Here is a 12,608-nt window from a genome sequence, read left to right on the forward strand (position 1 = left end):
GCCAGTGTCCGGACACTGGCATGACATTATAGAAGCTGAAATTCCAGTATCAGCTACTTAGATAACACCAAAGGGGCTACTCGCATTTTTTAGGCCTAAATCACAGTTCTCATACAGTAAGGACTGAACATTTTTCGTATAAGTTACCTTTATAAACAAATGTTTGTACAGCTGTAACACCCACCTTAAAAACTTCAGAAAAACTGGCCTATCGTTTTTAACCTATTTAAATTTCCAAAATTAATCTATTTGGATCTTCTATGTAATTTTTTATTTTAACAAGGAAAGTCACTGCTCCTTTACCGTCAACTATTCTATGATCGTAAGAGAGAGCAATATACATCATCGGTCTGATTTCAATTGAGCTACCTATAGCAACTGGTCTATTTTGTATTGAGTGCATGCCAAGTATTCCAGATTGTGGAGGGTTGATTATTGGAGTAGAAAGGAGTGAGCCGTATACGCCACCGTTTGAGATAGTAAATGTTGCACCTTCCATTTCCGATACTTGCAGCTTACCTTCTCGTGCTTTTTTGCCAAGGGCAACTAAAGTTAGTTCAATTTCAGCAAATGACATTTGATCAGCATCACGAATAACTGGTACAACAAGACCTTTGTCAGTGCCAACAGCAACACCTATGTCATAGTAATTTTTATATACAATTTCATCACCTGAAATCTCAGCGTTAATCTCACGAATTTCTTTTAGTGCTTGCACTGCTGCCTTTATAAAAAACGACATGAAACCCAGTTTTATTCCATATTTCTTTTCAAAAGTTTCTTTATACTTTGCCCTCAGATCCATGACGTTTTTCATGTCAATTTCATTGAACGTGGTCAGTATTGCAGCAGTATTTTGCGATGCTTTCAAACGAGCAGCAATGACTTTCCTTATTTTGCTCATTTTCACTCGCTCTTCTCTTCTCTCTCCACTTACTACACTTTTTGGCGATTCATATTGTTTTACCGGAGGTTGTTCAGCTTTACTCATATGGTCTATCACATCCGCTTTAGTTATTCTGCCTCCCATGCCAGTTCCTTTTACATTTTCTGCACTAATTGCATTTTCTTCCATAATTTTACGAGCTGAAGGGGCATCTTTTTTATCAGGGCTTTCGCCTTTATCTTCTTTTTTCACTTCTTCTTTTACTTCTCCTACAGCAAGTTTTGCCAGTAATTGATCAGGGCTAATTACATCATCTTCTTTCACAAAAAATTCAGTTATTTGTCCTGAAGCTTCTGCAGTTAGTTCTAGCGCCGTTTTATCAGTTTCAATTTCAAAGATCAAGTCATCTACTTTTACTGCTTCGCCGATATTTTTCTTTATTTTTACTATACCTTCCGTAACTGATTCACCACCAAGAGTTTTTGGCGCTCTGATTTCTATAATTTTGCTCATAAAATAACTTCTACATAAAACTTTCTATAAATTTATACATGAAAAGAAACATAAATAAACTAATAAATTCATTAGGCCTTTTATCATAATGCTTGATTATTTCCTCCTAATACATGCAAAATTAAAATACTAAGTAAATTGAAATAAGATTATGGCTTTTGATAAAGTAGGCAACTCAGAATATTTAGATAATGAAAAACTTCAACTGATATGTAAGGCTTATAGTGGAGAATTACTATCAAATCAAAGAATTGTTGATAGCATTAATTCAATGGATTACAGTAAACTTAAAGTCTTATGCAAGTATAGCATCATATGTAGAAGAAATCTATGACCATAAAATATCTGCAGCAGAGATATCTGGAATTACAGATAAATTACTACCTATAATCAATGAATGGTGTAGTCGTCCACTACAATCAATATATCCGATAGTATTCATGGTTTTTTAAGGTGAAAGAAGACGGTTGTTGTGTAAGTAAGTGCATGTATAACATATTGGGTATAGATCAAGAAGGCAAAAAGGATGTATCGGGTTTTTATTTTTTCTTTGTTTGTTAAAAATTTAGATTTTTGGTAATCGTGATTTAGAATTACTTCTAAAATAACAAAAGAATCTTTGTCATTATGCTATATACTAGTAAATAGTAACCTGTCGCTGTCACTTAATTTAGCTCGAAAATATTTAACATCTCCATCGCCTTTTATTAATTTTATACCTCCCAGGTTTGTATATTTATTTTCCTCTAAATCTTTAATGATTTCATTGAGCTTTTCCCTTAAAGGAGTTTTACCATTATCTAAATCATGACCATTAAACTCATCACAATAAAATACATCTCTCATACTTCTCACCTCACTTTAATCCTCACTTTTACCCACAATTTTGAGAGGTCATGATGTGAAGCATAACTATGCTCTCCTTAAGATTTTCATAGCCCCGCCATAGAGTCATAGCCCCTGGTAAATTATCACTTTTTCTATTCATAAATCCACCTAATTTTCCTAACCAAATAATAGCTTGTTTTATTTTTGGAGGTTCTTCTGGCAATGTAGCTACTTTATGCTCACGTATGAAAAGGGCCTTCCACTCTTCATTGCTTAAAATTTTAGTACAGGTTTCCATGGGATTTGATAAAGCGACTTTTGTTAAATATAAAATTTTAAATGCAATAATGCTCTTTATAGCAATTAATTTCTGTAGCCTTTCCTTTCTAGTTAAACGAGAGCTTTATATTTTACATCCTGATTTTAAAACCCTGAAATACTCCTCAATTTTCCATCTTAGCTTATACCAATTTATCCTTTCTATAGCATCTAAAGTGCTATTAACTGGTACATTAGTCAGCAAAGTCCAATCAATAGCTTCCAATCCTTCAGGAGGATTTGTTTCTTTTGCACTTACCACATATACAGGGATTTTATCACTTATTTTATGCACTGTGTCTTTTGATCCATAAATTGAAGAAGATCTGATAGGTATATAGCCTTTCATATACTTAACTTCAATATTAGCTTTCCTTGATCTTTGGTTTCTATCTTTATTAACTTATAGAGAAATTTTCTTCTTTACTGGCAGTTGAGTGATGCGTGTTTGCAAATCTGTTTTTCCAATTTCAGTACAGATAAATCTTCTATTAGTTCGATTACGGATGGCTTTGTTGCATAGCACTGATAGGCATGTAAACCACAGTGAATTTAGGAAGATAATTTAAATTTAGCCATACCTATATCAGTAAATTTGTTTAGCAAGTAGCACTTAATTAACAGCTCTTTTTCACGATTTATCTCTGATTTATTTTTCAAGCCAAACCCAAATATTTGCTTTAACCTATAGAAAAAGACTTCAATATAAGATCGTGCTCCATACTTAACTTTTTTCTTCCATTCATTAATACCATCTTCATAGTTCTAATATGACCTAATTCTACTAATATACTTGTTTCTTTCTGATAAGTAATCAGCTAAACAAATTTTAGTATCCTTCCTAGGGCGAATAATAGGCACAATATTGTATTTTCTGCATTCTTTATACACACTTCTTATATCATAAGCCGCATCTGCTCGAATAGAACAAATGTTATATTTATTACTGACTTCCTCTAACATATCGTAGACCGGCAAATAGTCCACAGCAACACCACTAGTGTAGTTCATGCTTATTGCTTTCTTATCATTTACGTTTAAAACAACATGTAATTTTCTTACTTGACCATAACCACTGTATTTTCTTTTTCGAGTATTAAGCTTACTATGCCCACCGTTATTACTGTAGATACTAACTCTAGTGCTATCTACGTCAATTTCAATATTTTCCAAATCATCTTTATTGGTTCTATGGTCATCAATCTTCAAATTAAGCTTTTTAAATCTTCTGGAAGCTTGTGTATAGCTTATAACCTTAAGTTTTTTGCCTATTTGTACCATATAACCTTTTACAAAACCTACAGCTTGTCTCAGGCCAATTCTAAAAAGATGAACTATTATGTGTATTAAAATTACAACTTTATTACTATAAATGTTATTACCACCTGCAACTTTTGGACTGTTTTCGTACCAATTTTCTATGGCTTGATTAACAAAATGAAAAACATTTCCTCTTTTTTTGAGAAACTCGTTATATTCTCTTTGGTTACTTACTCTCATTTTTTGCGGCATAAGTTGTTTGAAAAATGCCTATTTTACAACAAAATGCGTTAGTAACCATATATTTAAAAGCTTTTCTCCTTACAATAACCTCAATCAACACTAGCTATGCAACAAAGCCATCCGTCCTTTGCTGACTATTAAGGCACTGTGCAACAGTAAACCCATTTTATTCTTCGTATAAGCTTTAGAAATACTACCTAGCCTCTTGGTTTTTATATGAGAGTCAAAATCCAAATAACTTGTATCTTGAACTGAAAAAACAAACTGATTTCCTTTCATTCTCTCCATAGTTTCTTTGTAATGGGAAGAATAAATTTCCTTATCCTTAAGCTTTTCATTGCTAAATAATCTGTATGCACCCTTAGCTTCTTTCCATCCACTACAGCTTTGATTAATTGATCCAGACGCCTTACCCTCTATACAATATCCTGTTTTAATAAGTCTCTTATTAAGTCTTGTATTTCCTAAATTAACGTGTTTTAACTCTCTTTCCAGCCATTTATCCCCTAAGCCATCAGTATATTGCACATTTGTACTTACTTCACTCATTTTAATCCCAAATTTATTTGGTATCCATTTTACTCACTTTTTTATTTGTGGGTAAAAGTGAGCGTAATACTTGAGAGTCTAAAAAACTGGTATTAACTTACAGAAAACCAAACTTGCTTAAAACTACTTAACTAGTTATAGTTATGAGTTTTAAGGCAGTAAAATGACAGCTTTTTTTCCTTTGGTTATTTTTTTAATCTTATACCTTGGAAGTGGTATCTATTTTTCCTTTATTGGAATTGATAATCCGCTTCGCCAAGTTTCACCGATAAATTGCCTACTACCGGCGCTATTTTTTGCTGTTGCACGCAATGCAGATAAAATTCAACGTAACATCGATACTGTCATTGAGGGTATGGGTGATAAAAACACCCTTACTATGTGTTTAATTTTTCTATTTTCTGGAGCATTTTCTGTGGTGACTCAATCAATTGGTAGTGCAGATACTGTTGCTGATTTAATTCTCAATTTCCTTCCAGCAAAATTACTACTGCCTGGAGTATTTTTGGCTTCCGCTTTTATATCAACTGCAATTGGTACGTCTATGGGAGTTGTTGTACTAATGGTACCAATAGCTGTTAACTTAGCGAAAGTGGGGCTTTTGGTCTTGAAATAGGAACTGCAACTGTAGTTGGAGGTGCCGTATTTGGTGATAATCTTTCAATGATATCTGATACTACTATTGCATCTATTTCTTCACAGGGGGCCACGATAAAGGATAAACTTAAAGTGAATTCTAAAGTAGCATTTGTTGCCAGCATTATAACGCTTGTCTATCTGGAAATTATGGCAGATAGTACAAAAATTATTCCTACATCAAATTTAGATTATTTATCAGTAATAAAGATTATTCCTTATATTTCTTTAATAATCATGGGGTTATTTGAAGTTACTACTTTAGTAACAATAACTATAAATATAATTGTTGCTAGTGTATTAGGGATGACTTTTTTTGACTATACTATCATTCAACTCTCTCATGACATATATGACGTTTTCAAAAAAGTAAACGAGATAGTAATATTTGCTCTATTTATTGGCGGATTGAGTCATATAATGTACAAGCAGGGTCAAAAGGCATTACACAAACTTATTGATGAAAGCAATATCACAAAAACTAAAGCTGAATTTGTAATAGCGGGCATAGCATCTATGTTTACTGTTTTAGTTGCTAATAATACCATTGCTATTTTATTAAGTGGCGATATTGCAAAAAGGCTCGCGCAAAAGCATAATATTCCGTCATACCGTATTGCATACTTGTTAGACATTTTTGCTTGCGTTACAAAAGGCATTTTGCCTTATGGTTCCCAGCTGCTGCTAGCAGGTAGCATTGCTTCTGTCTCACCTATTTCTTTGTTAACACAAGTTTATTACTGCTTTATTTTAGCAGCAGTTACAGTAGGTGAAATAATCATCAATGGCATACGTTGCGCGGCTACAACTTAATGTACGAAGATTTCTCTTCATATTACATTTTTGTGCCCATAAGAAACGAGTTGCCATTTTCATCAGCTACTTGGATAATAGATATATTCACAAAATTGTTCCATTTTTCTCAATAGGTTTTGGTTTTCTTTTCCCCTTATTAGCAGAGCATAAAACTTAGCTTTTTAATAAATCTCATTTTAACTCCAATACACTAACTATGAAACAATCTATATTGCCATCAAAAACGGAATTTATATTGCCAACTTCATGTCCAGTCCTTAAATCCTTTACCATTTGATATGGATGCATAACATACGATCTGATCTGACTGCCCCAACCTATATCGCATTTCTTGCCATATTCTTCGGCCATTTTCTGTTCTTTTTTTTCCAATTCAATTTGATATAAACGTCCTTTAAGTAGTTTAAGTGCTTCATCTTTATTTTTATGTTGAGAACGACCATTTTGGCATTGAGCTACAACACCTGTTGGAATATGCGTAATACGTACCGCGCTTTCAGTCTTATTTACATGCTGACCACCTGCTCCAGAAGCACGGTAAGTGTCGATCTTTAAATCCTTTTCATCCACAACAATATCTATTGAATCTTCAATCACTGGAGTTACTCCTACACTTGCAAAACTGGTATGACGTTTACCATTTGCATCAAATGGTGATATTCTAACCAATCTATGAACTCCACTTTCGCTTTTTGCCCACCCGTAAGCTTTTTCTCCGATGATCTTTATTGTTGTAGATTTTATACCAACTGCATCACCATCTAATTTTTCTACAACTTCAACTTTAAAATTGTGATAAATTTCTGCCCATCTTGTATACATGCGCATGAGCATCTCAGCCCAATCATTGCTCTCTGTTCCACCAGCTCCTGAGTGGATTTCTAAAAAGCAGTTATTGTTATCTGCTTCACCAGTAAATAAAGATTCTGTCTCTTTAAGTTTGATTAATTTCTCTATCTTTACTAACTCACCTTTAACTTCAGAAAAAAATTCTTCATCATTCTCATCAATAGCAGATTTCATCAAGCTGATAGCATCGTTGTAATCGCTTTCTAGCTTTGAAAACGATTCTATGTCATGCTTAATTTTAGAGCGTTCTTTTAAAATTTCTTGTGCTTTTTGATTGTCTTGCCACAGATTATCATTCGATGCTTGAGAATCCAGCTCTTCAAGACGCAACTTCAATTTTTCTATGTCAAAGACACCTCCTAATAAGAGAAATACTTTTATTTAAGCCTTGAAAGTATTCAAGGATTTCTGGATGGGTTTTCATTATACTTTAGACTTTAATATATTTATTATCACTAACAATAACAGCAAACAAAATAGAAATTTAACCATATAATAGTTAATTCAAAATAATTTTATTATACTTGAATGTTCAATAAAATCAAGTGTGTATATTTATTAAAAAAATAAGGTAAAGTAATGAATATTAAAACAAGTTCTCATTATGGTTTAGACAAAAAGGCTATTGATGATTTAATAGAGTCTCTCGATAATCAAGAATTAGAGAATGTTCGTAATATTGTAAAAACGATAGATAGCGTTCAGTTAGCTTATTTTTTATCTACTTCGATCAGTGATCACAGGGAGAAATTAGTTAATATCCTCGATCAACATTTGTTAAGTGATGCCTTAGTACATGTAGTACCAGATTTACAAGTAGAGATCATAGAAATATTGGGAATAGAAAATACAGCAAAGTTACTAATGCTTCTTGATATAGAAGACATAGTAGCTATAGTGAAAGATTTAGATAGAAAGTCTATAGAAAATATACTTAACTACTTACCCAATGCAACTCAAAAATTAGTAGAGGAATTGTTATCATACCCAGAAGAAAGTGCAGGAAGGTTGATACATAAAAATATGGTTATAGCTCCATATTATTGGACGATAAATCAGCTAATGGAATTCTTGCGCAATTATAAAAAAATACCAGAAACATTTTACCAAATCTTCATCATTAACTCGAAATTAGAACCTATAGGTAGTTTCAACTTAAATAAGGTAATATCTCACTCAGGAGAAACAATAATAAAAGAGATAATGAGTCAAGATATAAAAATAATTAAAACTGGAATGGACCAAGAAGAAGTAGCAAGAATATTTAAAGATTACTCTCTATTATCAGCTCCAGTAGTAAATAAGAGTGGTAAAATTATCGGTGTAATCCTTATTGAAGATGTAATCAAAATTGTTCAGCAAGAAGCAGAAGAGGATGTACTTAAAATAAGCGGTGTATCATCTAAATCTGATATAAATGCTCCTATACATAAAACTATAATTAAAAGGTTACCTTGGTTATTATTTAACCTCTTAGCTGCAACAATATGTTCTATAGTAGTTGGCTTTTTCGATAACGTAATAGAAAGTTTTATAGTACTACCAATAATTATGCCAATAATTGCATCAATGAGCGGAAATGCAGGATCCCAAACAGTAACACTAACTATCCGGGCAATCGCAACAAAATATCTAACTGAGCAAAATGCAAAAAGAATACTGATGAAAGAATTTTTAATAGGTCTTATAAATGGAGTGATTTTATCTACAATTTCGCTCGTAGTATTAGCAATAAGGTTCCATAGTTTAAAAGTAGAGATCATTTTCGTAGTTTCCATGATTGCAATGTCGATTATTGCAACATTTATCGGCACTTTCATTCCTATAATGCTTCATCGTTTAAGATCCGATCCTGCTGTTTCATCTTCAATCTTAACATCAGCAACAACTGATATTCTCTCAGCTCTTATATTTTTTGGTCTAGCCACGATCTTTTTATAAATAGCTGAATCTTACTATATAAAAAAATTGCTTTACCAGCAACGTTATCATTACTCACAGATACATTGAAGAAGAAAAATAACAGTTGATAAAGAAATAAAAGTACATGAAACTGAGCTGCTTTAGTTTTAAAATAAAAACTAAAATGCTAAAGTATGCAAAAAAATTCTTGCTTTGCTAGATCTTTTTAGCTACAATGCAGTCTGACGTAATGAAAACATGGGGTGTGAGTTAGATGCATTGTATTATGTATATCACTCAGAAAGCAATTCTCGATTTTTTAAGAGTATATCTATTTTAGTCAGAAGTCAAAAGAAAAGCACACTGTTACTCAGCAATTAAAGTTACTTAGGATTACCGTAAGGTTTCTACAGCAAATTGGTTTGGTACAGCTGCATAAGAATCAAATGTTGAAATCAATCTTCAGAAAAGAGGTTTACGACAAAACAATCAAAATATGAATATTAAAATATAGGCGGTTTTATGTTAGGTAAAGAAAATATAGGAGAACAAGTAGCAGATAATCAAATGGATTATGTATATGCTGGATCAGCAATAGTTGATTATGAAAATATATTATCTAGTGAAGAACTTCAGTGTGGACGAAGTCAGGAGAGCCATAGAGTAACAAGATCTTCATCTATAGGCAGCAGTAGTACATCGACTGATGATGAAGAAATGTTTAGCTGTATAAGCATTACAAGTGATGAAATAGTGAAAAAAAGCAACTTTTTTTGTTAAGACTTTTGTTAAAGAATTCGAGGAAAAACTATCTGAATGTTCTAAAGAAGCAAAACCAGGTTCAAAAGTACGTAAAACAGGTAAAGTAGTAGCTAAGGTTGTATCAACTGTGGGTAATTATATTCCACCAAGTGTGGAGAAAATAGGTACTTCTCAAGTTATGGAGTGTGTGAGTTTTGTTTCTACAAACCAACATAGGAAAAAAGCAAAAATATTTTCTACAATAGTTGCGCCTTCAGAAGGTAACTTAAGAAAGATTTTAATAGAAGCTGGCTTGGAAATTTTTCAAAGTTTTGAGAAGCAATTCACTAAAATTGTGGATACTAATCAGTTGTCTTGTAATAGGGGATTGAGAAGTTAGCAATGGATACTGTATCCAGAGTAATAAATTACACTACATCTTGCAACGAGAAAGGAGAATTTCCCAATCTTCACATAACTAAAGGTGTTATTTTAGGTAAATCAAAAAGAAAGTACCCGTTTACTACACGTACTGGACATCAAGTAAAAGATAAACAAAGTGGTGAAATGTTGATGACTTCAGAGTTATATGAAAAGGTGGGAATAGAGAAAGCAGAGGGTGAGATTATTAAGTATTATCAATTGAAGGAGCATGACTTTGCTGAAAAATACGGCTATCGGCTTCCCTTTACGTGGGAATTAGAAAATTGGGAAGAGTTAGAACAAAAATATGTACTTAGTGCAACATCTAAAAAAAGAGAGTATGTGCGTATTTTAGATGAGGAAAAAAAGAAAGGATTGGCTAGTAGTATATTAAAAGAGATCAATGAAAACGATTCAGCAAAAAAAAGGATATACAAGAACTGCGTGAAGAAATCAGAAATTTACGAATACTTCATGAAAAAGAAGGTAAAAATACATTTTCCTTTAATTTGGGCTATTTACCAAAATTCTTTATAAAAAGAGAAGTGATGTTAGACGAATTAAAAAAGAAGTTAGATAGTAAAAATCAAGAAGTAGAACTGTCACGAATGGTCTTGATTAATGGAGAATATGGAACAGGAAAAAGTGAATTAGCTAGAAGCTACGCATATAGTAAGGAGAGTAATATTTGGACAAAAGTTATATGGATAAATGCTAAAACATATGACACTCTTTTCAATTCATTTCGTAATTTAGCTAAAGAATTAGAAATTCCTACAGAAAATGATAATGATATGGATTTTAATGTTGTTCGAGATAGAGAAATAGAATCTATTGTCAAGGATGTATACCAGTATTTTCGAGACGTAAAAAGTCTTTTCATCTTTGATAACACCAGTAAGTATAAGGAGATCGAAAAATTTTTACCATCCTATTTTCCTAATTTGTTTTTTCATGGAGAAAAGCCTTACGTTTTAATTACTTCTCGTAGCAAGAATTGGGAAAAAGAAATAGAAAAGACACAGTTGAATGATGTATTTTCTCTAGGAGAAGCTATAACATTTATTGAAAGGGCCTTAGGGATAAAAGATAAATTAGAGAATCGCTATCTAGTAGAGTTAGCAGAAGCGTTGAATTATCTACCATTAGCTTTGGTGCAAGGAGCAGCATATATAAAACAAGAAAAGATTAGTATTAGCGAATATCTAAAACGCTATAATGAAGCAATACAAAAATCAAATCCTGATCTTTTGGAAGCATTAGGTATCACCAAAGAATTATTTACAACTTTTAAGCTTAACCTTAATAAAATAAGAAGAGAAAAAAATGTTGGGCAGCAATCGCATGATATTGTATCATATATGGCTTACTTGGATCCCAATCAAATTGATATAGAAGAAATTTTCCTCCAGAAGAAATCAGAAAAAGGTAATCAACAAGTTTTGGATGCTCTTAATCTACTCAATAAGTTTTCAGTGATTGAGCTAGAGGAGTAAATAGCAAGAGTTCATAAAGGGATACAAAAAACAGTAAGAGTAGAGAAAGAACGAACAGGAATAGAAGAAGAAACTTTAAGAGAAATGATGACATCATTTTGCCTTACGAATCCAAATCACGTTAAGTCTGTTTGGAGTCATGCAAGTAAATATAGTAGATTAGTTAATGAATTTATTGATTCTATTTATGATGGAGGTACTATCTTACATTTGCTAGCCAAAGATGGTAATGAAAAGGTTATTAAGCTGATATTAGAGAAAATATATCCTGATAAATTAAGTAAAGTTATTAATGCTATTGATGAAAAGAATTTTACTTCTTTAGATTATGCTATCATACATGGTCACTTAGGTACTGTTCAGCATCTTGTAAGGAAAGGGGGTGATGTAAATCTAAATAACACAAAAGGTATGAATCCTTTGCACTTTGCTGCCGTATATGGTCACTTAGATATTGCTAAATACCTTGTAGCGCAAGGGGCTATAATAAAATCATTAAACAAAGATAGTATGTGTCCTTTGCACTTTGCTGCTATATATGGTCACTTAGATATTATTAAATACCTTGTAGAGGAAGGAGCTAGTATAAATATAAAGGATAAAAATAACATGCGTCCTTTGCACTTTGCTGTTATATATGGTAGATTGGATGTTGTGAAATATCTTGTAGAGAAAAGAGATAATATAAATCTACGTAGCAAAGAAGCTGAGAGTCCTTTGCACTTTGCTGTTATGCATGGTCAGTTAGATATTATTGAATACCTTATAGAGAAAGGAGCTAGTATAGATAGACAAGATGAAAAAATATGAGTCCTTTGGACTATGTTATTGTATATTCTAACTCAGAAGAAATTATTTATTATCTTGAAGATATGTACTTAGCTCCAGACTTAAAAACACAATCACATAAAAGAAACCTAGAGACATTTGATGAACATACACTACCTAAAAAAAGAAAATTAAAAAATATAAGTGAAGCATTGCAATTTGAAGATAAAAGCACAGTTAACTTAACTCATAGGTCACCTATGTCTTCATTTAACAGCGTTGCTGTAGAACATGTGAATAACAAAAACTTAAAAGGAAGCTAATTTTACAGTAAGCTATTTAATTTCATGAGGGAAATATTTAAAAAACCCGAGAAATAA

The 12,608-nt window shown here is 32.2% G+C and carries 14 protein-coding genes and 2 pseudogenes; 9 read left to right on the forward strand and 7 right to left on the reverse strand.

The genetic code is table 11. The annotated features are described in order from the left end of the window. Positions 1 to 226: 226 nt before the first annotated feature. Positions 227 to 1,399, reverse strand: a complete 1,173-nt coding sequence (odhB, locus tag AAE962_RS05520; protein ID WP_343288901.1) for a 2-oxoglutarate dehydrogenase complex dihydrolipoyllysine-residue succinyltransferase — start codon at positions 1,397 to 1,399, stop codon at positions 227 to 229. A gap of 242 nt (positions 1,400 to 1,641) precedes the next feature. On the opposite strand from odhB, the pseudogene AAE962_RS05525 reads away from it, so the two are divergent. Beyond that, positions 1,642 to 1,942 (forward strand): annotated as a pseudogene (locus AAE962_RS05525) (transposase); the annotation flags it as partial. 87 nt (positions 1,943 to 2,029) lie between these two features. Here AAE962_RS05525 and AAE962_RS05530 read toward each other — a convergent pair. The 5 genes from AAE962_RS05530 to AAE962_RS05550 all read right to left on the reverse strand — a co-directional run bounded on the left by AAE962_RS05530 (position 2,030) and on the right by AAE962_RS05550 (position 4,597). Further along, positions 2,030 to 2,245, reverse strand: a complete 216-nt coding sequence (locus tag AAE962_RS05530) for a hypothetical protein (protein ID WP_343288902.1) — start codon at positions 2,243 to 2,245, stop codon at positions 2,030 to 2,032. A 28-nt stretch (positions 2,246 to 2,273) separates the two neighbouring features. Next, a complete protein-coding gene (locus AAE962_RS05535; RefSeq protein ID WP_343288679.1) occupies positions 2,274 to 2,525 on the reverse strand; it encodes an IS4 family transposase in 252 nt (83 codons plus the stop codon). A gap of 105 nt (positions 2,526 to 2,630) precedes the next feature. Beyond that, positions 2,631 to 2,894, reverse strand: a complete 264-nt coding sequence (locus AAE962_RS05540) for a hypothetical protein (protein WP_343288678.1) — start codon at positions 2,892 to 2,894, stop codon at positions 2,631 to 2,633. Positions 2,895 to 3,310: 416 nt separating this feature from the next. Beyond that, positions 3,311 to 4,057, reverse strand: coding sequence for a transposase (locus AAE962_RS05545; RefSeq protein WP_343288737.1), 747 nt, complete (start codon positions 4,055 to 4,057; stop codon positions 3,311 to 3,313). Between the two features lie 90 nt (positions 4,058 to 4,147). Further along, a complete protein-coding gene (locus AAE962_RS05550) occupies positions 4,148 to 4,597 on the reverse strand; it encodes a transposase DNA-binding-containing protein (RefSeq protein ID WP_343288903.1) in 450 nt (149 codons plus the stop codon). Between the two features lie 163 nt (positions 4,598 to 4,760). On the opposite strand from AAE962_RS05550, the pseudogene AAE962_RS05555 reads away from it, so the two are divergent. Beyond that, positions 4,761 to 6,046 (forward strand): annotated as a pseudogene (locus tag AAE962_RS05555) (Na+/H+ antiporter NhaC family protein). A 174-nt stretch (positions 6,047 to 6,220) separates the two neighbouring features. Here the strand turns inward: AAE962_RS05555 and prfB are convergent. Beyond that, positions 6,221 to 7,322, reverse strand: a protein-coding gene (prfB, locus tag AAE962_RS05560; RefSeq protein WP_343288904.1) for a peptide chain release factor 2 whose coding sequence is annotated in 2 segments (ribosomal slippage) — positions 6,221 to 7,255 and positions 7,257 to 7,322 — 1,101 coding nt in all. Because the reading frame shifts where the segments join, the coding sequence is not laid out codon by codon here. A 155-nt stretch (positions 7,323 to 7,477) separates the two neighbouring features. Here prfB and mgtE point away from each other — a divergent pair. The 7 genes from mgtE (at position 7,478) to AAE962_RS05595 (ending at position 12,551) form a co-directional block, all read left to right on the forward strand. Continuing rightward, positions 7,478 to 8,839 (forward strand): magnesium transporter, encoded by a 1,362-nt coding sequence (gene mgtE, locus AAE962_RS05565; protein ID WP_343288905.1) that lies wholly within the window; start codon positions 7,478 to 7,480, stop codon positions 8,837 to 8,839. Between the two features lie 483 nt (positions 8,840 to 9,322). Then, positions 9,323 to 9,580 (forward strand): hypothetical protein, encoded by a 258-nt coding sequence (locus AAE962_RS05570; protein WP_343288906.1) that lies wholly within the window; start codon positions 9,323 to 9,325, stop codon positions 9,578 to 9,580. Between the two features lie 109 nt (positions 9,581 to 9,689). Next, positions 9,690 to 9,941 carry a hypothetical protein gene (locus AAE962_RS05575; protein ID WP_343288907.1) on the forward strand — a complete coding sequence of 84 codons (252 nt, stop codon included), beginning with the start codon at positions 9,690 to 9,692 and terminating at the stop codon, positions 9,939 to 9,941. 2 nt (positions 9,942 to 9,943) lie between these two features. After that, positions 9,944 to 10,501 (forward strand): hypothetical protein, encoded by a 558-nt coding sequence (locus AAE962_RS05580; protein WP_343288908.1) that lies wholly within the window; start codon positions 9,944 to 9,946, stop codon positions 10,499 to 10,501. 11 nt (positions 10,502 to 10,512) lie between these two features. After that, positions 10,513 to 11,460 (forward strand): NB-ARC domain-containing protein, encoded by a 948-nt coding sequence (locus AAE962_RS05585; RefSeq protein ID WP_343288909.1) that lies wholly within the window; start codon positions 10,513 to 10,515, stop codon positions 11,458 to 11,460. An 84-nt stretch (positions 11,461 to 11,544) separates the two neighbouring features. After that, a complete protein-coding gene (locus AAE962_RS05590) occupies positions 11,545 to 12,270 on the forward strand; it encodes an ankyrin repeat domain-containing protein (protein WP_343288910.1) in 726 nt (241 codons plus the stop codon). Further along, complete coding sequence (locus AAE962_RS05595; protein ID WP_343288911.1) at positions 12,267 to 12,551, forward strand: hypothetical protein; 285 nt, start codon at positions 12,267 to 12,269, stop codon at positions 12,549 to 12,551. The genes AAE962_RS05590 and AAE962_RS05595 overlap by 4 nt, the downstream gene beginning before the upstream one ends. The last annotated feature ends 57 nt before the right edge of the window (positions 12,552 to 12,608 follow it).

Origin of the sequence: Wolbachia endosymbiont of Encarsia formosa (genome assembly GCF_039540065.1) — a bacterium.
In the GTDB taxonomy this organism is placed as follows: Bacteria; Pseudomonadota; Alphaproteobacteria; order Rickettsiales; family Anaplasmataceae; genus Wolbachia.

What these genes read in the sequence shown, in the direction of transcription:
- odhB (WP_343288901.1), bottom strand. Translation starts at nt 1,399, where the DNA reads ATGAGCAAAATTATAGAAATCAGAGCGCCAAAAACTCTTGGTGGTGAA.
- AAE962_RS05530 (WP_343288902.1), bottom strand. Translation starts at nt 2,245, where the DNA reads ATGAGAGATGTATTTTATTGTGATGAGTTTAATGGTCATGATTTAGAT.
- AAE962_RS05535 (WP_343288679.1), bottom strand. Translation starts at nt 2,525, where the DNA reads ATGGAAACCTGTACTAAAATTTTAAGCAATGAAGAGTGGAAGGCCCTT.
- AAE962_RS05540 (WP_343288678.1), bottom strand. Translation starts at nt 2,894, where the DNA reads ATGAAAGGCTATATACCTATCAGATCTTCTTCAATTTATGGATCAAAA.
- AAE962_RS05545 (WP_343288737.1), bottom strand. Translation starts at nt 4,057, where the DNA reads ATGCCGCAAAAAATGAGAGTAAGTAACCAAAGAGAATATAACGAGTTT.
- AAE962_RS05550 (WP_343288903.1), bottom strand. Translation starts at nt 4,597, where the DNA reads ATGAGTGAAGTAAGTACAAATGTGCAATATACTGATGGCTTAGGGGAT.
- mgtE (WP_343288905.1), top strand. Translation starts at nt 7,478, where the DNA reads ATGAATATTAAAACAAGTTCTCATTATGGTTTAGACAAAAAGGCTATT.
- AAE962_RS05570 (WP_343288906.1), top strand. Translation starts at nt 9,323, where the DNA reads ATGTTAGGTAAAGAAAATATAGGAGAACAAGTAGCAGATAATCAAATG.
- AAE962_RS05580 (WP_343288908.1), top strand. Translation starts at nt 9,944, where the DNA reads ATGGATACTGTATCCAGAGTAATAAATTACACTACATCTTGCAACGAG.
- AAE962_RS05585 (WP_343288909.1), top strand. Translation starts at nt 10,513, where the DNA reads ATGTTAGACGAATTAAAAAAGAAGTTAGATAGTAAAAATCAAGAAGTA.
- AAE962_RS05590 (WP_343288910.1), top strand. Translation starts at nt 11,545, where the DNA reads ATGATGACATCATTTTGCCTTACGAATCCAAATCACGTTAAGTCTGTT.
- AAE962_RS05595 (WP_343288911.1), top strand. Translation starts at nt 12,267, where the DNA reads ATGAGTCCTTTGGACTATGTTATTGTATATTCTAACTCAGAAGAAATT.